Source organism: Pseudomonas sp. SIMBA_068 (assembly GCF_046534705.1).
GTDB classification, from domain to species: Bacteria; Pseudomonadota; Gammaproteobacteria; order Pseudomonadales; family Pseudomonadaceae; genus Aquipseudomonas; species Aquipseudomonas putida.
The window spans coordinates 133413-155240 of sequence record NZ_JAWRYI010000006.1 but is presented as its reverse complement, the minus strand read 5'-3'; the positions used below and the strand labels follow the sequence as shown (position 1 = coordinate 155240).

The 21828-nt window shown below is 60.8% G+C and carries 18 protein-coding genes and 1 tRNA gene; 13 read left to right on the top strand and 6 right to left on the bottom strand.

The genetic code is table 11. From position 1 onward, the window contains the following. Positions 1-620 precede the first annotated feature (620 nt). The 5 genes from SB756_RS15985 to SB756_RS15965 all read left to right on the top strand — a co-directional run bounded on the left by SB756_RS15985 (position 621) and on the right by SB756_RS15965 (position 4865). Positions 621-1394, top strand: coding sequence for an ABC transporter ATP-binding protein (locus SB756_RS15985; RefSeq protein WP_132842884.1), 774 nt, complete (start codon positions 621-623; stop codon positions 1392-1394). Between the two features lie 11 nt (positions 1395-1405). After that, entirely contained in the window at positions 1406-2158 is a 753-nt protein-coding gene (locus tag SB756_RS15980; RefSeq protein WP_019439074.1) for an ABC transporter substrate-binding protein, read from the top strand. 54 nt (positions 2159-2212) lie between these two features. Continuing rightward, the gene (locus SB756_RS15975) at positions 2213-2905 is read left to right on the top strand and encodes an ABC transporter permease (RefSeq protein ID WP_016497593.1); all 693 of its coding nucleotides are present in this window, start codon (positions 2213-2215) and stop codon (positions 2903-2905) included. Then, the gene (locus SB756_RS15970; RefSeq protein WP_016497592.1) at positions 2905-3594 is read left to right on the top strand and encodes an ABC transporter permease; all 690 of its coding nucleotides are present in this window, start codon (positions 2905-2907) and stop codon (positions 3592-3594) included. Before SB756_RS15975 ends, SB756_RS15970 begins: the two co-directional genes overlap by 1 nt. Before the next feature lie 65 nt (positions 3595-3659). Beyond that, positions 3660-4865, top strand: a complete 1206-nt coding sequence (locus SB756_RS15965; RefSeq protein ID WP_410911116.1) for a methyltransferase — start codon at positions 3660-3662, stop codon at positions 4863-4865. A gap of 237 nt (positions 4866-5102) precedes the next feature. On the opposite strand, the gene SB756_RS15960 is transcribed toward SB756_RS15965, so the two are convergent. After that, on the bottom strand, positions 5103-5372 hold the full coding sequence (locus SB756_RS15960; RefSeq protein ID WP_016497590.1) for a DUF3077 domain-containing protein: 270 nt from the start codon (positions 5370-5372) through the stop codon (positions 5103-5105). A 519-nt stretch (positions 5373-5891) separates the two neighbouring features. Here SB756_RS15960 and SB756_RS15955 point away from each other — a divergent pair. The 4 genes from SB756_RS15955 to SB756_RS15940 all read left to right on the top strand — a co-directional run bounded on the left by SB756_RS15955 (position 5892) and on the right by SB756_RS15940 (position 8558). Further along, a complete protein-coding gene (locus SB756_RS15955; protein ID WP_410911115.1) occupies positions 5892-6140 on the top strand; it encodes a hypothetical protein in 249 nt (82 codons plus the stop codon). A 98-nt stretch (positions 6141-6238) separates the two neighbouring features. After that, positions 6239-6314 (top strand) — tRNA-Thr (locus tag SB756_RS15950). A 694-nt stretch (positions 6315-7008) separates the two neighbouring features. Continuing rightward, positions 7009-7332 (top strand): helix-turn-helix domain-containing protein, encoded by a 324-nt coding sequence (locus tag SB756_RS15945; protein ID WP_410911114.1) that lies wholly within the window; start codon positions 7009-7011, stop codon positions 7330-7332. Next, entirely contained in the window at positions 7332-8558 is a 1227-nt protein-coding gene (locus SB756_RS15940) for a type II toxin-antitoxin system HipA family toxin (protein ID WP_341797325.1), read from the top strand. Before SB756_RS15945 ends, SB756_RS15940 begins: the two co-directional genes overlap by 1 nt. A 62-nt stretch (positions 8559-8620) precedes the next feature. Here SB756_RS15940 and SB756_RS15935 read toward each other — a convergent pair whose 3' ends face one another. The 4 genes from SB756_RS15935 to SB756_RS15920 all read right to left on the bottom strand — a co-directional run bounded on the left by SB756_RS15935 (position 8621) and on the right by SB756_RS15920 (position 13818). Then, positions 8621-10231 (bottom strand): diguanylate cyclase domain-containing protein, encoded by a 1611-nt coding sequence (locus tag SB756_RS15935; protein WP_410911113.1) that lies wholly within the window; start codon positions 10229-10231, stop codon positions 8621-8623. Positions 10232-10455: 224 nt separating this feature from the next. After that, positions 10456-10929, bottom strand: coding sequence for a helix-turn-helix domain-containing protein (locus SB756_RS15930; protein WP_410911112.1), 474 nt, complete (start codon positions 10927-10929; stop codon positions 10456-10458). A 41-nt stretch (positions 10930-10970) separates the two neighbouring features. After that, positions 10971-11384: a type II toxin-antitoxin system HigB family toxin gene (locus SB756_RS15925; protein ID WP_410911111.1), complete on the bottom strand. Its 414-nt coding sequence runs from the start codon at positions 11382-11384 to the stop codon at positions 10971-10973. 136 nt (positions 11385-11520) lie between these two features. Continuing rightward, entirely contained in the window at positions 11521-13818 is a 2298-nt protein-coding gene (locus tag SB756_RS15920; protein ID WP_410911110.1) for a TonB-dependent siderophore receptor, read from the bottom strand. Between the two features lie 140 nt (positions 13819-13958). Between SB756_RS15920 and SB756_RS15915 the strand changes: the two genes are divergently transcribed. From SB756_RS15915 to SB756_RS15905, 3 genes are all read left to right on the top strand, one after another. Continuing rightward, the gene (locus SB756_RS15915) at positions 13959-14681 is read left to right on the top strand and encodes a response regulator (RefSeq protein ID WP_341797323.1); all 723 of its coding nucleotides are present in this window, start codon (positions 13959-13961) and stop codon (positions 14679-14681) included. A gap of 1 nt (position 14682) precedes the next feature. Then, positions 14683-16050, top strand: coding sequence for an ATP-binding protein (locus SB756_RS15910; protein WP_410911109.1), 1368 nt, complete (start codon positions 14683-14685; stop codon positions 16048-16050). 114 nt (positions 16051-16164) lie between these two features. Then, on the top strand, positions 16165-17832 hold the full coding sequence (locus tag SB756_RS15905) for an FMN-binding glutamate synthase family protein (RefSeq protein WP_410911108.1): 1668 nt from the start codon (positions 16165-16167) through the stop codon (positions 17830-17832). Positions 17833-17862: 30 nt separating this feature from the next. Here the strand turns inward: SB756_RS15905 and SB756_RS15900 are convergent, their stop codons facing one another. Further along, positions 17863-19182, bottom strand: coding sequence for an OprD family porin (locus tag SB756_RS15900; protein WP_059394988.1), 1320 nt, complete (start codon positions 19180-19182; stop codon positions 17863-17865). A 475-nt stretch (positions 19183-19657) separates the two neighbouring features. Between SB756_RS15900 and SB756_RS15895 the strand changes: the two genes are divergently transcribed. Further along, positions 19658-21733: a TonB-dependent receptor gene (locus SB756_RS15895; protein WP_410911107.1), complete on the top strand. Its 2076-nt coding sequence runs from the start codon at positions 19658-19660 to the stop codon at positions 21731-21733. Positions 21734-21828: the final 95 nt, after the last annotated feature.

Genomic DNA, 21828 nt, shown 5'->3' with positions numbered 1-21828 from the left:
TGGACCACTCCGACTGCGGAAACGGAGCGCGCCAGGGGTTGACCTAGGCGTCGCTGCAATCGGCGGTTTCCTACTGGCAATAAGCGCGCCACCTGCTGAATGCATTCGTCAGAAAATTCTGCGGGCCTTTTAGGACGCGGTTTGGAGGGCTTTCGGCCAGACCTTGACCGAAAGGACGCCAAATCGTCGGATTACTGAAATACCCACTTACAAACGCACCAAAGGTGCTCCCCGGTAACACCTGTGCACCAACGCAATGCCAAAAAGTGCAACCTTGAGGTACAACCGTTCAGCCTGCCTGCGTATTCGCGGGTAGCCCCGCTCACACTGGAGTGGCCTGACCTAAAGGTCGGGTTTACCCCTCGAATGGGCCAAAACCGCTTCCATGAGCAGGCTAAAGCTGGCACCATCGCGCCTTTTTTCATCAAGGCTCTGGTGCTGGGCGACACCTTCGCGGACATCTGCGCGACGTTGCGCTGCAGCGATGCGACAAACTGCCCCACCAGTGCCCCGAGTCCCTGGCAACCCTGTTGGCCGCCATAATGCCGCTATGCTAGCTTGGCGCACGCCAGGAAGGCAGCCAATAGCTGGGAACGCACCCGAACACATGAGGACCGCACATGGCTCAGGCCACGCCCGCGCTGGAAATCCGCAATCTGCACAAACGCTACGGCGAGCAGGAAATTCTCAAGGGCATTTCGCTGACCGCACGCGACGGTGACGTGATCTCCATCCTGGGGTCGTCCGGCTCCGGCAAGTCCACCCTGCTGCGTTGCATCAACCTGCTCGAGAACCCGCACCAAGGCGAAATCCTGGTGGCCGGCGAAGCCCTCAAGCTCAAGGCTGCCAAAAACGGCGACCTGATCGCCGCCGACAACCGCCAGATCAACCGCCTGCGCAGCGAAATCGGCTTTGTCTTCCAGAACTTCAACCTGTGGCCGCACATGTCGATCCTCGACAACATCATCGAGGCGCCACGCCGCGTGCTCGGCCAGAGCAAGGCCGAGGCCATCGAAGCCGCCGAAGCGCTGCTGAACAAGGTTGGCATCTACGACAAGCGCCACAGCTACCCCGCCCAGCTTTCCGGTGGCCAGCAACAGCGTGCCGCCATTGCCCGTACCCTGGCCATGAAGCCTAAAGTCATCCTGTTCGACGAGCCCACTTCGGCCCTCGATCCGGAAATGGTCCAGGAAGTGCTTAACGTTATCCGCGCATTGGCCGAAGAAGGCCGTACCATGCTGTTGGTAACGCACGAGATGAGCTTTGCCCGCCATGTGTCCAGTGAAGTCGTCTTCCTGCACCAGGGCCTGGTCGAAGAGCAGGGATCGCCGCAGCAGGTCTTCGAGAACCCGAACTCGGCGCGTTGCAAGCAATTCATGTCAAGCCACCGCTAACGGAGCAATACATGCACACTTACAAGAAGTTTCTCCTGGCAGCTGCTGCCACGCTGGTGATGTCGGCAAACGCCATGGCCGCAGAAAAACTGCGCATGGGTATCGAAGCCGCCTACCCACCGTTCAACAACAAGGATGCCAGCGGTAACGTGGTTGGTTTCGACAAAGACATCGGCGACGCCCTGTGCGCCAAGATGAAAGTCGAATGCTCGGTCGTCACCTCCGACTGGGACGGCATCATCCCGGCCCTGAACGCCAAGAAGTTCGACTTCCTGGTGTCTTCGCTGTCGATCACCGACGAGCGCAAGCAGGCCGTGGACTTCACCGAGCCGTACTACTCCAACAAGCTGCAGTTCATCGCGCCGAAAAACGTCGACTTCAAGACTGACAAAGCGTCGCTGAAAGGCAAGGTCATCGGCACCCAGCGCGCCACCTTGGCCGGCACCTACCTTGAAGACAACTACCCGGATGTCGATGTCAAACTTTACGACACCCAGGAAAACGCCTACCTCGACCTGGTCTCCGGCCGCATCGACGGCATCCTGGCCGACAAGTACGTGCAGTACGAGTGGCTGAAAAGCAAAGATGGCTCGAACTTCGAGTTCAAGGGCGAGCCGGTGATGGACAGCGACAAGATCGGCATTGCCGTGCGCAAAGGTGACACCAAGCTGCGCGACGACCTGAACAAAGCCCTGGCAGAAATCAAAGCCGACGGCACGTACAAGAAGATCAACGACAAGTACTTCCCGTTCAGCATCGAATGACCCGCCCTGACCGGCGCGCCCCCGTGGCGCGCCAGTCCCTAAAATGACCTGCCCATGAATATCGACCTGCACGGATTCGGTCCGGCCATGATGGCCGGCACCCTGATGACCGTAAAACTGGCGCTTTGCGCCTTGCTGCTGGGGCTGGTGCTGGGCCTGCTCGGCGCCCTGGCCAAAACCTCCCCGCTCAAGCCGCTGCAATGGCTTGGCGGCTTCTACTCGACCCTGGTTCGCGGCGTGCCCGAACTGCTGTGGGTGCTGCTTATCTATTTCGGCACCGTCGGGCTGATGAACAGCCTCGGCGAAGCCCTGAACATGCCCGGCCTGGAACTCAGCGCCTTCGCTGCGGGCGTCATCGCCCTGGGCCTGTGCTTTGGCGCCTACGCCACCGAAGTGTTCCGTGGCGCCATTCTGGCGATCCCCAAGGGCCACCGTGAAGCTGGCCTGGCGCTGGGCCTTTCCAAGGGCCGCATCCTTTCGCGGATCATCCTGCCGCAGATGTGGCGCATCGCCCTGCCCGGCCTTGGCAACCTGTTCATGATCCTGATGAAGGACACCGCCCTGGTGTCGGTGATCGGTCTGGAAGAAATCATGCGTCACTCGCAAATCGGCGTGACCGTGACCAAGGAGCCCTTCACCTTCTACATGGTCGCTGCCTGCATCTACCTGGGCCTGACCGTCATTGCCATGACCGGCATGTACTTCATGGAAAAACGCGCCGCTCGCGGCTTTGCGAGGGCTGAATAATGAATTGGGAAGTCATCTTCAAATGGCTACCGCGCCTGGCCGAGGGTGCGGTCCTGACCCTGGAGCTGGTAGCCATTGCCGTGGTTGCCGGTTTGATCCTGGCCATCCCGCTGGGCATCGCCCGCTCATCGCGCCACTGGTACGTGCGCGCCGTGCCGTTCAGCTACATCTTCTTCTTCCGCGGCACGCCGCTGCTGGTGCAGCTGTTTCTGGTCTACTACGGCCTGGCGCAGTTCGATGCGGTGCGTTCCAGCTCGCTGTGGCCGTACCTGCGCGATCCGTTCTGGTGCACGGTGCTGACCATGACCCTGCACACCGCCGCGTACATTGCCGAGATCCTGCGCGGCGCCCTGCAGTCGATCCCCAAAGGTGAGATTGAAGCGGCGCGGGCGCTGGGCATGTCACGGGGCAAGGCGCTGTTCTACATCATGCTGCCCCGTGCTGCGCGCATCGGCCTGCCGGCGTACAGCAACGAAGTGATCCTGATGCTCAAGGCCAGTGCGCTGGCCAGTACTGTGACCCTGCTGGAACTGACCGGCATGGCCCGTACCATCATCGCCCGCACCTACCTGCCGGTGGAAATCTTCTTTGCCGCAGGCGTGTTCTACCTGGTGATCTCGTTCCTGCTGGTACAAGGCTTCAAGCTGCTGGAGCGCTGGCTGCGCGTGGATGCCTGCCAAGGGCGCTGACATCTCCTGGCCTTCTTCGCGGGCATGCCCGCGAAGAGGCCCTAAAAACCAACACACATCTACCCATGTCCAACCACCTCCACAGCCACCACCTAAGCACCCGCTTCCAGGCCCTCGACCAGTTCCTGATCGAGCACCAACAGCTGTGGAAACCCCGCCCCTTCACCACCCTGCAACTGGCCTGGGAAACCACCCACCCAGAGCTTGCCGCCCACCTGCGCCAATGTTCCCTGGCAGACGCCGAAGCCGACAGCGCCGCTGACCGCTTGCCCGCGCCCTTCCCGCAACTGGCCGAACAAGCCCAAAAGCTCGCCGCCCTCGGCAGCCTCCCTCAAACCGACTTGCCACCTGCCGCTCACCGCCTGGACGTCGCCGTCCCCGGCCGCAAATGGCAGCAGATCGAAACCTTCGCCAGCCACCTGGCCTTCCGCGACCCGCCACACCACTGGCTGGACTGGTGCTCCGGCAAAGGCCACCTCGGCCGTCGCCTGCTACAACCCGGCCAGCAGTTGACCTGCCTGGAATACGACGCCGAACTAGTCGCCGCCGGCCAGGCCCTGAGCGCCCACCATCACTTGCCAGCACAGCACGTACACCAGGATGTGATGGCCAGCGGCAGCGCCCGCCACCTGGCTAGCGACAAAAGCGTGGTCGCCCTGCACGCCTGTGGCGACCTGCATGTACGCCTGATGCAGCTGGCCAGCCAGCAAGGTTGCCGGCAACTCGCCGTAGCCCCCTGCTGCTACAACCGCATCGCGGCGCCGCAGTACCAAGCGTTATCCACAGCCGCGCAGGCATCGAGGCTGCAGCTGTCGCTGGACGACCTGGGCCTGCCCCTGAGCGAAACCGTCACCGCCGGCGCCCGCGTGCGGCGCCAGCGCGACACCTCGATGGCCCGGCGCCTGGGCTTTGACCTGCTGCAACGCCAGCAGCGCCAAAGCAGCGAATACCTGCCAACGCCGTCGCTGCCGGTAGCCTGGCTGGAAAAGCCCTTCGAGCAATACTGCCGCGACCTGGCCGACCTCAAACAGCTGCCCTTGACCGGCAACCCGGACTGGGCCGCCCTCGAGGTCGCCGGCTGGCAGCGCCTGGCCGAGGTACGCAACCTGGAGCGCGTACGCAACCTGTTCCGCCGGCCGCTGGAGTTGTGGTTGGTACTCGATCGCGCCCTGTTCCTCGAAGAACAAGGCTACGCCGTTCGCCTGGGCCTGTTTTGCGACTATCCACTGACCCCACGCAACCTGCTTATCCTCGCGGAACGCGACCGTTAGCCGCAGCACAACCTGTGGATAAGTCTGTGAACAAGCTTTTGATTACCTGTTGGATCCAAGCGCTATTTCAAGCGTTTGGCTTATTCCGGGTTGCAGCTCAAGGCCAGTAAAAACAGGCGTTTGCGCAAAGACCAGCGGCGCAGCGATCCGGCATGCCTTTCGCGCAAGTCCCAAATGCCACTTGTGCATAAACATTTCCTGTGTTTGGCGCAAGCGGCTTTTGTGGCAGCAAAAATTTCAGTGCGCCTTACCTTTGGCGATCTCGATATCGTTCATTAGCGCCTTGGCCATGTCGCACAGGTAATCGGCAGCACCCAGGAATTTATGGTCGTCTTCCATATCTCCCTCACGCACCAGGTGCTTGATGTAGCCCATCAGGATCGAGACATGCTCGTAGGCAGCATCCACAGGGACACCGGGCTCCACGCGTAGCAGATTGAGGGATGGGTTACCGGCAGCGAGGAAGGTTTCCACGCCTGCGGTGGTGACTGGCTCATCTTGTTTCATGGCAAATCCTCATTCACGAAAGGAGGCTGCCAAAAATCTTTCTCACGGATTTGGGGCGGCAGCCGTACGCGGGGTGAGAAACCGAGTGAATAAGGAAGCCCGGCCAGACCGAGGTCTGCCCACGTACGGCCACCATGACAGGTAGCGCTTATTCAAAGTCGGGCTCTCACACCCGGTCGCCTGAGCGACCCGAAAACGGTATCTGTGAGCCACTTCCCCGACAACAGCGATACTTCGGCGGCGCGCGTAGGATACTTCCGAAGCATCCAAACCCAGAAGCTTTTGGCCCCATGGTTCAGAATTTCCTTACGCAAATTGCCGCACTCACACGATCCCTGTGGGAGCGGGTTCACCCGCGAAGAGGCCCTATCAGGCAACACAAGGCTAATGCCCCACCGCCGTAACGGTGTATCATCCGCCCCCCAAATCATTAAAAAGTGACGTCGCGCGCTGCCCGCCAGCCTCGCGGCCTTCTGGCGTTGCGCCAGAACCGACAATGGACCAACGGACCTGACCATCGTGACCCGAGCCAAACCCCTCGCCCTGTTGACCCTCGCCCTAACCCTGACCGGCTGCGCCGGCGGCACCTCGCCTCACCCAAACAGCAACCTGGGCTGGAACCACCCCGGTATGCAACTGGGCGGCGACAACGGCCTGCCCCTGCGCACCGAAAGTCCCTGCCGCAAGCGCGGCTGCGACAACGACAAGTTGTTCTTCAACCCGGGCAAAAACGAGCCAAGCGTCAACACCATCCACCGCGGCTGGTAGGAAAATTCTCCTTTTAGGCCGGTGACTTAGGTCTTTTGCGAACATTCGCAAGGAAGTGGTTTACAGGCGCCAAACGATCGTTATAATGACGCCCCATTGCCGGTATAGCTCAGATGGTAGAGCAACTGACTTGTAATCAGTAGGTCCCGGGTTCGATTCCTGGTGCCGGCACCATACGCAGTATCAAAAAAGGCTCACCGAAAGGTGGGCCTTTTTTGTTTTCCCCCCGCAGCCCCCAAGCCCCTGCCTTCCAGATGCCCTGAAGCCACCACGATCGGTGTAGGAGCTGGCTTGCCTGCGATGGGCTGCGCAGCAGCCCCAACCCCCCGATAATCACAACCTGATGGAGCCCGTTTCTGGAGGCAAACCGCGATGAGCATGTGTGACACAGCATCAGTTCGCGAACCAGGCGCCTGAGAATCTCACGCGCCTCAGCAGTGCCATGCGAACCGAGTAGCCCGCCGCATTCTTCCTCAAGCTCGCTATGAAGTTATCCACCGATCGCACTAGTCCCAGCGGCTTCATTGGAACGAGGCTACAGAACTGCCCCGCTCCCATGCACCTAACCTTATTAAAAGCCAATGGCACAGTGATCCTGATGGTCACGCTGAGCGCAATTGGCCAGAAACCGCCAGTCGCAGCAGAAGCCTGATCTGGCCTGGACTGGTGCCGAAGCGACGCAGATCTATCGTCCAGAACCACAACCGTGGCTTACCTGTGCTAGTTCAATCTCCTTATAAGGCATCACTTCATGACATCTTAACGCCTATAAGGTACTACTTAATGAACTCTTAACTCCCTGCAAAATTCTCTTAGTGTGCGATTGGTAGTACCTTATCCTCTGTAGGATGTCGGTTGGTGCCACCTTATGAAAGAATTTTTCCCTGTTCAAAGCACCTCGGTGCTTCACCGTATAGGCCTTCTGATGAAGGAGGCTCGTCTTCGCATGAGAATGCGGCAAGCTGACCTTGCGGACCTGGCTGGAATTTCTCTCCGCACTGTTCGTCACCTCGAGAGGGGTAAGGCTGACGGTGTTTCGTTGCGCGATTTCATGCTCGCGCTGTTCACCGTTGGAATCTCTGACCGGGTTTTCCAGGCGCTGATCGATGACCCTGCGCTTGATCTCAACTCTTTAGAAACCAACACGACCAAGCGCGTAAAGTTGCCGCGCAGCAACGCGGAGGACTTCTGATGTCACGCGCTTACATCTACATGGAGTGTCCGGAAACAGGTGAGACTGTGACGTTGGGTAGGCTGACCCTTGCTGGTCGCACGGGAACCTTCGTCTATGCGCCGGAGATCGTGGATGCCAAGCGTTGGGTGCCCGACCCGATACGATATCCGCTCTCCGCTCGACCCTTTCCGGTACATAAGAATGGCGGTGTTCCTGGGTTCATTGATGATGCGATGCCAGATGGCTGGGGGGAACGACTGCTGCGCCGCACCCTAAAGGGAGAACTCACTCCGATCCAGCTCCTGCTGCTGTCTCCCAACGAAGATCGCGCCGGAAATATCATGGCTGGCGAAGTTCGCACACCGCGGCCAGGCATAGGCGAAAGGCCGGTGAAAATGCTTGAAGCCAAAGGGCTCGATCACTTCATAGAGGTTTGCGCTGCGATCTATGACAGCCAGCTGAGCGCAGAGCAGCTGGAGGCATTGAGAATACGGGATCAGCGCTCAGCAGTGGGTGGTGCCAGGCCCAAGCGTACGTACCGTTTTGATCACAAGCTGGTTCTAGCTAAGCCACGCGATAAATTTGATCACTACGACCTACCGAAATTTGAGTATGCCTGCATGACTTTTGCGGCTACCAAGGGAATGAGTGTCGCCCGGACAGCACTCCATCAAAGTGAAAAAGGCAACACGCTGCTAGTAGAGCGATTTGACCGAAAATGGTCAGAGAATGATGCGCGGTTTCGGCGCATCCCGATGATGAGTGGCTTAACTCTTCTCGATGCCGAATGGCATGCGCAGCGCAACAATGGGTGGATCTACGCGGCGCTCGCCGATGAGTTGTACCGCAGAGGCGCGCCAGATGCTGATAGGCAGGAGCTCTACAGGCGAATGGCCTATAACGCTCTCGTAGGGAACAGTGACGATCATCCTCGTAACCACGCTGTGATATGGCAGGAAGGCGCTTGGCGCCTCTCGCCAATGTATGACGTTCTTCCAGTACTGGGAGAGGGGCCTGCACAGGGACTGTCAATGGATGTTGGTATCAACGGTCCCCTTCTAAGTCGAGCCAACTTGCTTAGCCAGCATAAGCATTTTGCACTGACGGAAGATGAGGCGGCAGGCATATTGGATGAGGTCGCCTCTTGGGAGTCGGAGCTGATGGAACACTATGCAATGCATTTGGCTGGGGCTGAGCTGGATGCGGCGGTGGATGCAACAAGCTGCGAGAGACTGCTGGCTTAGGGGCGGGCTGCGAAGGCCACTCCCGAAAGCTTGGTGCTTGCTTTCGATCCAGCAGCCCCCTCTCAAACCCTCCGCCCCCCCCGCCGCACCTCTTTATCGGCATACATCAACTGATCCGCCACTTTAAGCGCAGCCTGCAGCGAAGTCGCAGCGGGATCAACACTCGTAATACCAAAACTCGCACCCGCGTAATCGAACCGGCAGTCGTCAAACTCGTAGCTACCAATCAGCAGCGGCACCAGCCGTCTGCGCATCGCTGCGGCAGTTTTGGCCATTTCGTCCGGGTGGACCGAAGCGGTCAAGCCGTTCACAACGAACTCGTCACCACCCCAGCGCCCAAGCTCATCCGACGCCCGCAATCCACCCTGCAGGCGCCGGCTGCTTTCGATCAGGAACTTGTCCCCCACCTCGTGCCCGTACGTGTCGTTGATCGCCTTGAATTCATCGAGGTCGATAAACGCCACCAGCACCCCCTGCCCCGTTCGCTTCGCCAACGCGAAATGCCGATGCAAGGCAGCCAGGATTGCACGCCGATTCTTCAACCCGGTCAGCGCGTCATAGTTTGCCGCATAGCGTTCTTCCTGGCGGCGCAACAGCATCTGCCCGGCCACACGGCTGGAGAGCAAGATCAAGATCAACCCGAGCGCTGCTACAGAGGCACCGGTCCAGTAATACTGCTGACGCATCGGCTGCAGGTGATCAAGCTTTGCCAGCGTCAGCAGCTGATATTGCGCGTCGTTCAGGGGCTGGCGATGCACCAGATAAGGGTGCCCGCCAATGAGCCATTGATCGGCGTGAGCCGCGCCTGCCACTGCGCGGATATCCATGGGCTCGCCCGGCTCTTCGTCGCCATCCAGAGGCCTGCGAATATCGGGCGGGAGCAGTGCCGCCACGTTACGCAGCATGAAGGGTTCGCTGGACGCGGTGGTCACGCGCCCCTGACGGTTCACAATCAAGGCAATGTGACGCCCTGTCAGGTAAAGGGCGATGTCCGGGGCGTCGAACTTGACCGTGACAGAGCCGAGTGGCTTGCCGTCAGCATCGTCGATGCGGCTGGCGACGAAATAGGAGGGGGTTTTGTTCAAGCGGGCGATGCCGAACATCTCACCACTGCCGGTGCGCAATGCGTCGATGAGGTAGGCCCTGCCCGTATAGATCTGGCCAACGATGCTGAATGACTCCGCCCAGTTGCTGGCCGTCACCGTATCGTCTGAGAGATTGTTCATGTAGATACGGCCATAGTGGAGATCGCTGGCCAATCTATCCATGAAATCACCCACGCTTCGCACCAGCGGGTCACGGGTGAACTTCGAAGCGCGCTCCTCACGCGTGAGTGCGGCGAAGCCGGGCGGATCATGGCGATATCGGGCAGCGAGTTGGATCACTTCGCTTTGACGGGCCACCATGTTGGCCACGCTGGCCATTTCGGTGAACAGGCGGTCTACGATTCGCCCCGTAATCTGGGCTTCGTATTCGGCGCCTGCCGCCAGGTTGTCGAGTTCTTCTGCCGTAAGGCGCTGTGTTATCCAGCCGCCCAGGCTTGCCACAAGTGCCAACCAGACGACCACAACGCCCATCGTCACCCGGCGCACGATGGAAGGGATGTCCCTGCGTTGCCGCCGTTGCGGCGGATCGTAACTCACGCCGCGCTTGCCGGTTGAATGGTGCTCCAAAGCAACTCCTTTTGCGCTAAAGCAAAGTGCATCATCGACCCTGCGATACCCCACCACCGCGGGGCTCGCAAGATTGTAAAACACTCACCTCAGTGTATTGACAGAACGTCTACACCAATACAGCCACCATGGCTATGGCTGGTCCGGCAACCCTGCACAAATTGAGAGGTTTTTTATGCCTGGTCGCTTCATATGGAGCATTCGGTCAAGCAAAGGCTTTGATTTCAAACCACCCCATGCATGAAGAACTCAACCGGTACACTGAAAAACTCAGCAAAGCCCTTTATCTGGGCAACCGTCATCTTTCGCTTGTTGTTCAGAATCTCGGATACCGCGCTCTGGGTCGCTATCGCCGACAGGTCCTTCTGCTTCACGCCCCTGTCCGACAGCAGAAAGGCCAACGCTTCGGCCTGGCTCGCGAACGGCACCAATACAGACTCACTCTCATACTCGTAGACGCGGTCCGCTACCATCTCGGCAAAGCGTGCCGCAGCGTGGCCTTCGCTGTCCGCATGGAAGTAGAGCTCGTCGATCAATGCCATGCGTGCCTCAAGCTCGGCATCGTCCTTGATGGGGTCATGGCAGGCGGCTAGAAGTTGGGCCATGGTTGCCATCTGAGTGTTCAGGCCATCGAGCATGGGTGAAATATTAGCGATGAAGGCATCTAGTCCATTGGCTTCGATTTTATCCCGCTTCATGTTGTCACCTGTCGAATTGAAATATCGCGCGGCCCAGGTTGCTACCTGATATCGCTTCGGCACCATTTGTCGTACTCGGCGTGCGACAAAATGGCCTTGATGTAGAGAGTGCCCGTTCGCGCATTGAGCCACGCGATCAGGCGGCATTCGTTTTTCTTGATATCGAACACGTAGATATCAAGCGGCCCTTTGCGGCTGGTGGGCCTGAGTTTTGAGTGGGGGATGCGATCAACGTTCCAGCCAGACACAGTGGCCCACGTCTGCCTCAACTGTTCAAAAGACTCAAAGCGTAGCGTCGCTCTGTCGAAGGTCGTCAGCCACAGGCTAAGCGACGCTTTCCACTGGCCGTGAGCTTCAATCGCCTTGGTAACCGCCGCTTTCGTTATGACCCGCATTGTGTTGTCCAAGCGCACCAACATAACGTGGAAAATATCTCTGATCCAGATATCTGTCAACCAGATATCTGGATGCGCGATGCACGATGACCTCGCAATTGGTGGAGCTGTTTGGCGAGGATTGAAACAGCTTCGAGGGCCAGTTGGAGAAGCCGGTTGATGCAGGGACCGCGCGCAGACCTGTGGGAACGGTTGGTCAGAACGTGGTGCTTACCGTCAACGACAGGTTACGCGGGTCGCCGTAGATCGCTCCGGCATAGAACCCGTACTGGGTGTAGTAGTGCTTGTCGAACAGGTTGGTGGCGTTGAGGCTGACGCTGGTCTCATCGGTCAGCTGGTACTTGGCCATGGCATTCCAGATGGCATAACCGGACCAGTTCACGTCAGTGGCACCATTGCTCACACCGTTCGTGGGCTGGCCAGCTGGGCTGGAGATGGCGCGGATGTTGGTCTGCGCAGTCACGCCGGCGCCCAGGGTCAGGCGGTCGAGCGGGCCGCTGAGGCGGTAGGTGGTCGAGGCCTTGAACAGGTGCGACGGGTCGCTGCGGCCGTCGCTGTCGACGCGGCGGAAGTGCAGGTAGGTGTAACCGGCGTAGACGTTCCAGTTGGGCGTCAGCGCGCCTGCGACTTCCAGGTCGATACCGTCGGTTTCCTGCCCGGAGCCGGCCTTGTAGGCGCTGCCGCCGGTCGGGGTGGTCAGGTCGCCGTCCAACACGGCCTTGTTTTCCTGCTTGGTGCGGAAGTACGCCGCCGAGGCGTTCAGGCGGCCATCGAACCATTCACCCTTGATACCTGTTTCGTAGCTTTTCCCACGAATCGGTTCGACCTTGCTGCCGCTGCTGGTTTCAGAGGTTTGCGGGGTGAAGATGTCGGTGTAGCTGGCATACACCGAGTAGTTGTCGTTGAGGTCATACACCGCGCCCAGGTAGGGGGTGACGATGCCGTTCTCTTCCTGGCTGCTGCGCTCGCCGGCCACGCTGCGGGCGACCGAAGAATAGTTGCTGGTGCGCACGCCAACGATCACCGACAACGGGTCGGTAATGCTCAGGCGGGTGGCGGCGTACATGCCCTGCAGGCGGGTGGTGGTTTTGCTGTGAAGGCCGGTGCGCGAGGCGATGAGGTCGTAGTCGTCATCTACGCCATTGTGCCAGTCGGTCACCGGGAAGCCGTTGTTGGCGCGGAACTGGCAACCCACTGCAGGCGCGCTGGTCATGCCGTCGCCGACCATGGTGCAGGTGTACTGAGGCGACCAGCCGACGGTGCGGCTGTCGTTGTAGCCGACCATGGCCTGGTGGGTGCGGCCGAACAGCTGGAACGGGCCGGACAGGTCGATTTGCGCGGACTGCTGGGTGGTGTCGCTGGAGCTGTGCAAACCATTCAGTACGGCGCCGCTGCCGTCCTGGTCCCAATAGCCGCCGTAGCTGCCGCGCCCAGCCGAGTTCACCTTGGCAAGGCCGCGATGGTTCAGGGCTTCGGTGGTGGCCTGGGCGGCTTTCAGGTCCAACGTCCAGTCGTTGTCGAAGCGGTGCTCGAGCGAACCGAACGCAGTGCGGGTGGTGTACTCGCCAAAGCTCCAGCTGGGCACCACGTTGGTGCTGCGCGGCAAGTCGGTCTTGCTGCCGTCGCGGTACCAGATCGGAACGTTCGCGCCCCAGCCGCCCCCCACGACCTTGTTGTATTCATACTGGTAACCGGCGCCCAAGGTAGTGGCGTCGTCCAGGTCGAACTCGAAATTGGCCAACGCGGCGCGGGAACGTTCGGACTGGTTGTCGCGGAAGGAGTTGGCATCCTGCTGGGTCATCACGAAGCGCGAACGCAGGCGGCCATCTTCGGACAGCGGCAGGTTCAAGTCAGCACCCAGACGACGCTTGTCCCAGCTGCCGTAAGTGGCATAGGCACTACCGCCGAAGGTTTTGGTGGGTGCCTTGCGGATCAGGTTGACGGTGGCGGAGGGGTCGCCGGTGCCGCCCAGCAGGCCGTTGGCGCCGCGCACGATGTCGATGCGTTCGTACAGGTCCATGTTCAGTGCGTTGCCACTGCCGCTGAAGTCGGAACCGCCCTGGGTCTGCAGGCCGTCGACCTTCCAGTTGCTGATCGAGTAGCCCCGGGCACGGTAGTCGGTACGCCCACCCACCTCGGACTTGTTGGCCGTTACGCCTGGCGTGGTTTCCAGCGCCTGCTCGATGGTGTGGATGTCGCGGTCATCCATCTGCTGGCGGGTAATGGTGGTGACCGATTGCGGCGTCTGGCGTGGCGTCAGCGCCAGGCCGGTGGAGCTACGGGTGCTCTCGACCGTGTAGCCTAGCAGGCCAGCATCGTCGGCCGGCAGCAGAGCGCTGTCTTCGATCTGCGTGGCGTCCAGCTCCAGAGGTTTGCCATCGGCAGCCATGGCCCCGCCACTGATGGCGACGGCAACGAAAAACGCCAGCGGCTTGAGGCGATTGCCACTTTGGCTGATGGGGGTGAACACTTGCGGGATACGCTTGGGATTCATTTGGGAAGGCTTCGTATTTGCAGATGATTTTTTGTTAGGATTCTAGGGATCGGCCCTCCAGGCTCCAGACCCGACATGTACGGGGATGTAATTGAACGTAACGAGCGCCACCGGCCCTCACCGAACAGGTGTTTTCCCGCATGAGCACGACCTTGCTGGTTGTCGACGATGACGACGAGATCCGCGAACTTCTTTGTGATTACCTGACCGATGCCGGCTACAACGTGCTAGCCGCAGCCGATGGTGAGCAGATGCGCGAACAGTTGGTCCGGCACAAGGTGGACCTGGTGGTGCTCGACCTGATGCTGCCGGGTGAAGATGGCCTTAGCCTGTGCCGCCAGTTGCAAGCGACGCCAGGCCTGGCGGTGATCATGCTGTCGGCCAAGGGCAGCACGCTGGACCGCATCATCGGCCTGGAAGTGGGTGCCGACGACTACCTGGCCAAACCTTTCGAGCCCCGCGAGCTGATCGCCCGGATCAAGGCCGTGCTGCGTCGCCCGCAACGCTTGGACACTCCCGCCGAAGAGCGCGCCGTGGTGGATGCGCAGCTGTTCGCCGGCTTTCGCCTTGAACACGTCAAGCGGCTGCTCACCCGCCCCGATGGCGAAACCCTGACCCTGCCGCGCTCCGACTACCGCGTGCTGCGCCAACTGCTGGAAGCCAACAACCGGGTGGTCTCCCGCGACCAGCTGACCCGCAGCGCGTTTGGCCGCGACCACCTGCCCGACGACCGTTCGGTGGACATGTGCGTCAGCCGCCTGCGCCAGCAACTGCGGCGTGCGCCAGCAGGTGCCGCGCAAATCCTCACCATCCGCAATGAAGGCTACCTGCTGAGTATCGCCAGCCTCGCGGCCGATGCCTGACATGCGCTGGCTTCGCCGGCTGTGGCCGCGCACCTTGTTTGGCCAGCTGCTGCTGATCATGATCAGCGGCACGCTGGTGATCCAGTTGATGTCGAGCAGCATCTGGTTCGATGTGCGTTTCGCCCAGGTACTGGAGGCGCCCATTCGCCTGATCGCCGTGCGCAGTGCCCCCCTGATCGCCCAGGCCAATTGCCAGGCCGGCACGCTGAAGGTGCCCGCGCACTATCAGTTGCGCTGCGCCGAAACGCTACCCACACCTGAACATGACGAGCGCCGGGGGCGCAGGCGCGTCGAACTGTTGCTACAGCAGGCCCTCAAGTACGAACTGGGGCATGCCCAAGACGTGCGCCTGCTGAAGGTGCGACTGACCGATGAGCTGGGCCAGCCGATTGTCTGGCGCAGCCTGTTCGGCCTGCGTACGGCCCAGGCGCATGTGCAGTTCGCGGTGCCGTTGGCCGACGGCCACTGGCTGACCATCGAGGGCCAGGAACTGCAGGGCTGGAGTGGCGAATCGGCCTGGGTGCTGATCAGCGACTACCTGTTGCGGGTGTATGCGCTGCGGATTGTCGCGGTATTGCTGGTGTGCCTGATTGCCGTGCGCCTGTGCCTGCGCCCGTTGCGGCGCCTGGCCGACGCAGCGCGCGGCCTGGGCGGCAACCTCGAGCAGCCTCCCCTGGCACTGGATGGCCCGGAAGAAGTGCGCCAGGCGGCCCAGGCGTTCAACGCCATGCAGCAGCGGCTGATTGCCATGGTCAATGACAAGGCTTACTTCCTGGCCGCCGTGTCCCACGACCTGCGCACCCCGCTGACCCGCATGCGCCTGCGCCTGGAGCGCCTGCCGGACGACGAACATCGCCAGCGCCTGCGGCAGAACATTACCCAGATGGACGACATGATTGGCCAGGTACTCGATTACCTGCGCGCGGGCGAGCAGCTGAATTTGCAGCAGGTGGACCTGGACCGGCTGGTGGCACGCCAGTGCGCCGAGCTGGCCAGCGCCGAAGAAGCGCTGCCGGTGCATGGCAAGGTGGGGTGTTCGCAGCTGGATGCCCTGTTGCTGCAACGCTGCCTGCAAAACTTGTTGGTCAATGCGTTGCGCTACGCGAAGGACATCTCGGTCACACTGGAACGGGCTGTAGATGGGGTGTTCATCCACATCAACGACCGCGGGCCGGGGATTGCGCCGGGCCTGCTGACAACCATCACCGACCCGTTCGTGCGTGGTGAAGGGTCGCGCAACCAGGCATCCGGCGGGTATGGGCTGGGGTTGAGCATTGCCCAGCGGATTGCCAACAGCCATGGCGGTGAGCTGATGGTGGCGAACCGCGAGGGCGGTGGGTTGCGGGTCAGCATACTGCTGCCTGGCTAACGCTATTTTCTGTGGGAATACGCTATCAGGTAACAGTCTTTTACCGATTACCCAGGTTTTCCCCTCCGCGCCTTTGCCTATCCTATGCCCGGTCATCCTGCCTGCGATGGACCCATGAATCACTCTCTGCCCAGCCGCTACGCCTGCCTCGTCATCTGCCTGTTGTTCACCTTTGCCAGCCTGCCGCTGCTGCCCCAACATGCCTGGCTCTGGCCAATCACACTGATCACTGCCCTGCTCAGCCTGGTCGGGCTCAACGACCTGCGCCAGAGCCACCACGCCGTGCGCCGCAACTACCCGATCCTGGGCAATATCCGCTACCTGATCGAAACCATCCGCCCGGAAATCCGCCAGTACCTGATCGAGGGTGACGACGACAAGCTGCCGTTCTCCCGCTCGCAGCGCTCGCTGGTGTACGCACGCGCCAAGAACGAAAGCGCCGAGAAAGCCTTCGGTACCCTGAACGATGCCTACAAGCCCGGGTTCGAATTCATCAGCCATTCGATGCTGCCAGTGGCCACGCCAGACCCGGCCTCGTTCCGCATCGCCATTGGCGGGCCGCAATGCCGCCTGCCCTACTCGGCCTCGATCTTCAATATTTCCGCCATGAGCTTTGGTGCCCTCAGCGCCAACGCCATCGCCGCACTCAACCGCGGTGCGCGCATGGGCCGGTTTGCCCACGACACCGGCGAAGGCAGCATCAGCCCGTATCACCGTGAACATGGCGGTGACCTGATCTGGGAAATCGGCAGTGGCTACTTCGGCTGCCGTACCGAGGACGGTCGTTTCGACCCGCAGCGCTTCGCCGAACAGGCCCGCTCGCCGCAGGTGAAGATGATCGAGATCAAGCTCAGCCAGGGTGCCAAGCCTGGCCACGGCGGTATCCTGCCAGGGCACAAGGTCAGCGCCGAAATTGCCGAGACCCGTGGCGTGCGCGCAGGTAAAGACTGCATCTCTCCGGCCGCGCACAGTGCCTTCCGCACGCCAGTCGAGTTGCTGCAATTCGTGGCCAGCCTGCGCGAGCTGTCGGGCGGCAAGCCCGTGGGCTTCAAGTTCTGCCTGGGCCACCCGTGGGAGTTCATGGGCATTGCCAAGGCCATGCTGGCCACCGGCATCACCCCGGACTTCATCGTCGTTGATGGCAAGGAAGGCGGTACCGGCGCGGCTCCACGCGAATTCAGTGACAACATGGGCGTGCCCATGCGCGAAGGCCTGATGTTCGTGCACAACACCTTGGTCGGCCTGAACCTGCGCTCCAGCATTCGCATTGGCGCGGCGGGCAAGATCGTCAGTGCCTTCGACATCGCCAGCGTATTGGCCATCGGCGCTGACTGGGTCAATTCGGCACGCGGCTTCATGTTTGCCATTGGCTGTATTCAGTCGCAGAGCTGCCACACCAACAAGTGCCCGACCGGCGTGGCGACCCAAGACCCTCTGCGCCAGCGCGCCCTGGTGGTGCCAGACAAGGCCGAGCGGGTAGCCAGCTTCCACCGCAACACACTGCACGCACTGGCCGAAATGCTGGCTGCTGCCGGCCTGGAGCACCCTTCGGAGCTTAAGCCCAAGCACCTTGCCCGGCGCATCAGCCCCAGCGAGATCGGGCTGTTTTCGGACCTGCACACGTTCCTCAAGCCAGGCGAATTGCTCAGTGGCTCGATTGAAAGCGAGTTTTATGCGCGGATGTGGCGGATGGCGCGTAGCGACAGTTTTGCGCCGGAGACAGGAGAACTGATGCCCGTTGCAGCAAAAACCGTGCGCCGAAAAGAAACAGCCCCGGCATAAGCCAGGGCTGTTCGATGCTCCAGATCAGGATCAGAAGATGCTGATCGGGTACTCGACGAATACGCGGACTTCGTTGCCGTCGTCGTTGTAACCGTTCTGCTGCACGGCGTTGTTGGTGCGCAGGAACGAGCTACGCAGCTTGATGGACAGGTCCTTGGCCGGGCCGTCCTGCACCACGTAACGGATCTGGTTGAAGATCTCGCGCTCTTTACCTTCGCCGAAGCCCTGCGGGTTGGCGACGTTGCGGGTGTTGATGTTGTCACCCACCACGTAGGCCAGCTTGTAGGTCAGGCCCGGGATGCCGTAGGCACCGAAGTCCAGGCCGTAGCCCAGCTGCCAGGAGCGCTCGTCTTCGGCGTTGAAGTCGGACCAGTACGAGTTGGCCAGGTAGATGGTCGAACCACCGTCACCCACGCCACCGGCGTTCTGGTAGAAACCGTAGTTGTAACCGGTGCTGCCGGTGCTGCGCTGATGCGCGAGGGTGAACGAATGCGCACCGTACGCGTAAGTGGCTGCCAGGCTCCAGATGGTGTTGGAGTCGCCATTCAGGCCAGCGGCTTGTACGTACTTGTTGTCGATGTCCGACTTGTAGCCGTTGAAGTCCAGGGTCAGGGACTGGTCGCTGGCGATCGGGAAGACGTAGTTCAAGCCCAGGTAGTGCTTCTTCATCACGTCTTCGTTGTCTGCGGTGTACAGCGAAGCGGTGAAGTTGTCGGTGAACTTGTAGCTACCACCGAAGACGTTGATCGACTTCAGGCCGCCACCGTCACGGCGCTCGGCGCTTTTGCGCGCTTCCTGGGTGAAGCGGCCGGCGTTCAGTTCCAGGCCCTCGATCTCTTTCGAGGTGATCAGGGTACCGGTGAAGCTTTCTGGCAGCAGACGCGCGTCGTCGTACTGCAGCACTGGCAGTGCTGGCATCTGGTCACCGTACTTCAGCACGGTGTTGGAAATGCGGAATTTTACTGCTGCGCCACCACGGGCCAGGTTGTGCGGCGAGCTGGCATTGCCTTCGGCATTGGTGGTTTCGTGCGGCTTGAAGAAGTCGACGCCGCCGCCACCGTTGTGGCCTTTGCCGCCATCAAGGCGCACGGCGTACAGCCCGAATGCGTCGACGCCGACGCCAACGGTGCCCTGGGTGAAGCCGGAGGAGAAGTTGGCGATGAACGCCTGGCCCCATTCGATCTGGTCATCGGTGCCGTGCTTCTTGTCACGGTTGATGTAGGCGTTGCGCAGAAGGACGTTGGCGTGGCTGTCCTCGATGAAGCCCTTGCTGTCGGCCTGGTCATTGGCCTGTGCCTGGGTCGCGGCGATCATCGCCAAGGCGACCAGGCTGATCCTGGTTTTCAACATGTTGTTTTCCTTATTTCTTAATCAAAAACGCTCTGCAATATGACGCCAGGAACCAACGCCCCTTCGTAGGTTCGACGCTATGCGGATCCCGCCTGGTGGGCCAGCTGGTAAGTACACGGCAGCCCTCGGCAGCAGCATGGCCAAGATAATGGCCAGCAGGCGTTGGCCGAATCCTAGCCGTGTGCGATTACAAATGTCAAAAAGTCGTGAAATGCAGGTTGATATAACCAAAATTATCGGCAGAGCTGGTGCATTTCCATGCAGGTTTGCGCTATCAGCGGGCAATTTATCTCGTGTGGGAAATTACCTTTTGATCGAACGGACAATTTCCCGAGAGCAGGCAAACCGTGGCGGCAGAGGCTGTTACAAAGAGATACATATGTAAAGACAACCCTTTACAAATACCCAAGCAAGAGTAAATAGCAAGCATTACCATTCGCGCCTTCTTTTTCACCTGCCCGGTCCGGATGTGTCCATGCTCGTACCCTGCCGCCTTTCCCCCTTGACGCTTGCCCTGTCGCTGCTGTTCAGCGCCGGCTTGGCCAGTGCCGCCACCACCACGCTGCCAGAGTCGTCGGTTACCGCCGACAGCGAGCGTGAGAAGGACAACCCGCGAGTCAAGGAGGTGAGCACCGCCACCCGCACCTCGACGCCGGTACGCTATGTGCCGCAGGCCATCGACACGGTGAAAACCGCCAATGTGCTGGACTACGGCAACAACACCCTGGGCAAGGCGCTGGAGGGGATCCCCAACGTCAGCAGCGGCGCCGACACCCGCTTTGACAGCGTGCGCATCCGCGGCTTCGAGGCCAGCAACGACTTCTACCTGGACGGCATTCGCGACGACAGCCAGTACATCCGCGACCTGCACAACATCGAGCGGGTCGAGGTGCTCAAGGGGCCGGCGGCGGTGCTGTATGGCCGTGGCAGCCAGGGCGGCATCGTCAACCGGGTCAGCAAGGCTCCGGAGCAGGGCCGCCGCTCGAGCATCGAAGCACAGGCCGGCAGCGAAGACCTGCGCAGCCTGTATGCCGACCTCAGCGCCGACCCCAGCGATACCGTAAGCCTGCGCCTGAACATGGGTAACCAGGACAACAACAGCTTCCGCGAGGGTATCGACGGCAGCCGCCAGCTGTTCGCCCCGTCGCTCAGCTGGCAGATCACCCCCGACCTCAACTGGCTGGTGCAGTACGAATACAGCCGCTACAACCGCACGCCCGACCGGGGCATCCCCGGGGTGAATGGCCGCCCGGCCGACGTCAGCCGCGGCACCACCTACGGCGACCAGCGCGACTACATCGATGACCGCGCCCAGTCCCTGCGCTCACGCCTGAACTACCAGCTGAACGAAACCTGGCAGCTGCGCCATACCCTGGGCCTGTTCAAGCTCGACAGCGAGTTCGACAACACCTACGTCACGGGCTACAACGCCAGCACCAATGTCCTGACCCGCCAGCGCTGGCAGCAGGACCTGAACACCCGCAACCTGTTCAACAACCTGGAGGCCGAGGGCGATTTCGACACCCTGGGCCTGGAGCACAAGCTGCTGCTGGGCCTGGAGTTCGGCAACCAGAAGCGTGACCCTGTGCTGTATACCGCTGGTAGCCAGCCGCTCCCGGGCTTGGGCAAACCCGGTAGCAACCAGCAGCACAATGGCACACTGGTGCTGTCGAGTAACAACCACACTGTGGTCGATAGCCGCGGCCTTTACCTGCAAGACCAGATCCGCCTGAACGATCAATGGCAAATCCTGGCTGGCGTGCGCTTCGACCAGTTCGACGTGGAAACCACCAACAAGGATGGCGTGCGCGAACCGCAGGACAGCAACAGCACCAGCCCGCGCTTGGGCGTGGTCTACACGCCATGGCGGGATCATTCGTTCTACGCCTCGTGGAGCAAGACCTTCTCGCCGGTGGGCGGCGGCTTGATCGGCATCACCCCGGATGCACCGGGCAACGGCAACGACGCCAAGCCGGAAGAGACCCGGCAGAAAGAAATCGGGGTGAAAAGCGATTGGCTCGACCAGCGCCTGACCACCACCCTGGCCATCTACGAGCTGGAACTGTACAACCGCCGCACCCGTGATCCGGAAAACCCGAATAACATCTTGCTCAGCGGCTTGCAGCGTTCGCGCGGCATCGAGTTGACGGCCACCGGCAATATCGTCGGCAACTGGTATGTACGCGGCGGCATCGGCCTGCAGGATGCGATCATCGTCAAGGACAACAACGGCCAGGAAGGCAACCGCATCAACGATGTGGCCAAGCGCAACGCCAGCCTGTTCGTGACCTGGAAACCAGAGCTGGGCTGGTACGCCGAAACCGGCGTTACGCTGGTAGGTGAGCGTTATGCGGACAACCAGAACACCACGGTGTTGCCAGGGTATGGCCGTTGGGATGCGCTGGCGGGGTACCGCACCCATGACTGGGATGTACGGGCGGCGTTGAGCAACATTGCCGACAAGACCTACTACAGCTCGGCGACCAGTGCGGCGCAGATTCAGGTGGGGGACCCGCGTAGCCTGGTGGTCACGGGTAGCTACAGCTTCTGATCTTTATTGCTGTACCGGCCTCTTCGCGGCTGAAGCTGCACACACAGGGTCACCACAGGTTTCGAGACATGTGGAGTACCTGTGGAAGCGGGTTC

Coding starts and splice junctions, on each gene's coding strand:
- SB756_RS15985 (WP_132842884.1), top strand. CDS start 621: ATGGCTCAGGCCACGCCCGCGCTGGAAATCCGCAATCTGCACAAACGC.
- SB756_RS15980 (WP_019439074.1), top strand. CDS start 1,406: ATGCACACTTACAAGAAGTTTCTCCTGGCAGCTGCTGCCACGCTGGTG.
- SB756_RS15975 (WP_016497593.1), top strand. CDS start 2,213: ATGAATATCGACCTGCACGGATTCGGTCCGGCCATGATGGCCGGCACC.
- SB756_RS15970 (WP_016497592.1), top strand. CDS start 2,905: ATGAATTGGGAAGTCATCTTCAAATGGCTACCGCGCCTGGCCGAGGGT.
- SB756_RS15965 (WP_410911116.1), top strand. CDS start 3,660: ATGTCCAACCACCTCCACAGCCACCACCTAAGCACCCGCTTCCAGGCC.
- SB756_RS15960 (WP_016497590.1), bottom strand. CDS start 5,372: ATGAAACAAGATGAGCCAGTCACCACCGCAGGCGTGGAAACCTTCCTC.
- SB756_RS15945 (WP_410911114.1), top strand. CDS start 7,009: ATGAAAGAATTTTTCCCTGTTCAAAGCACCTCGGTGCTTCACCGTATA.
- SB756_RS15940 (WP_341797325.1), top strand. CDS start 7,332: ATGTCACGCGCTTACATCTACATGGAGTGTCCGGAAACAGGTGAGACT.
- SB756_RS15930 (WP_410911112.1), bottom strand. CDS start 10,929: ATGAAGCGGGATAAAATCGAAGCCAATGGACTAGATGCCTTCATCGCT.
- SB756_RS15920 (WP_410911110.1), bottom strand. CDS start 13,818: ATGAATCCCAAGCGTATCCCGCAAGTGTTCACCCCCATCAGCCAAAGT.
- SB756_RS15915 (WP_341797323.1), top strand. CDS start 13,959: ATGAGCACGACCTTGCTGGTTGTCGACGATGACGACGAGATCCGCGAA.
- SB756_RS15910 (WP_410911109.1), top strand. CDS start 14,683: ATGCGCTGGCTTCGCCGGCTGTGGCCGCGCACCTTGTTTGGCCAGCTG.
- SB756_RS15905 (WP_410911108.1), top strand. CDS start 16,165: ATGAATCACTCTCTGCCCAGCCGCTACGCCTGCCTCGTCATCTGCCTG.
- SB756_RS15900 (WP_059394988.1), bottom strand. CDS start 19,182: ATGTTGAAAACCAGGATCAGCCTGGTCGCCTTGGCGATGATCGCCGCG.
- SB756_RS15895 (WP_410911107.1), top strand. CDS start 19,658: ATGCTCGTACCCTGCCGCCTTTCCCCCTTGACGCTTGCCCTGTCGCTG.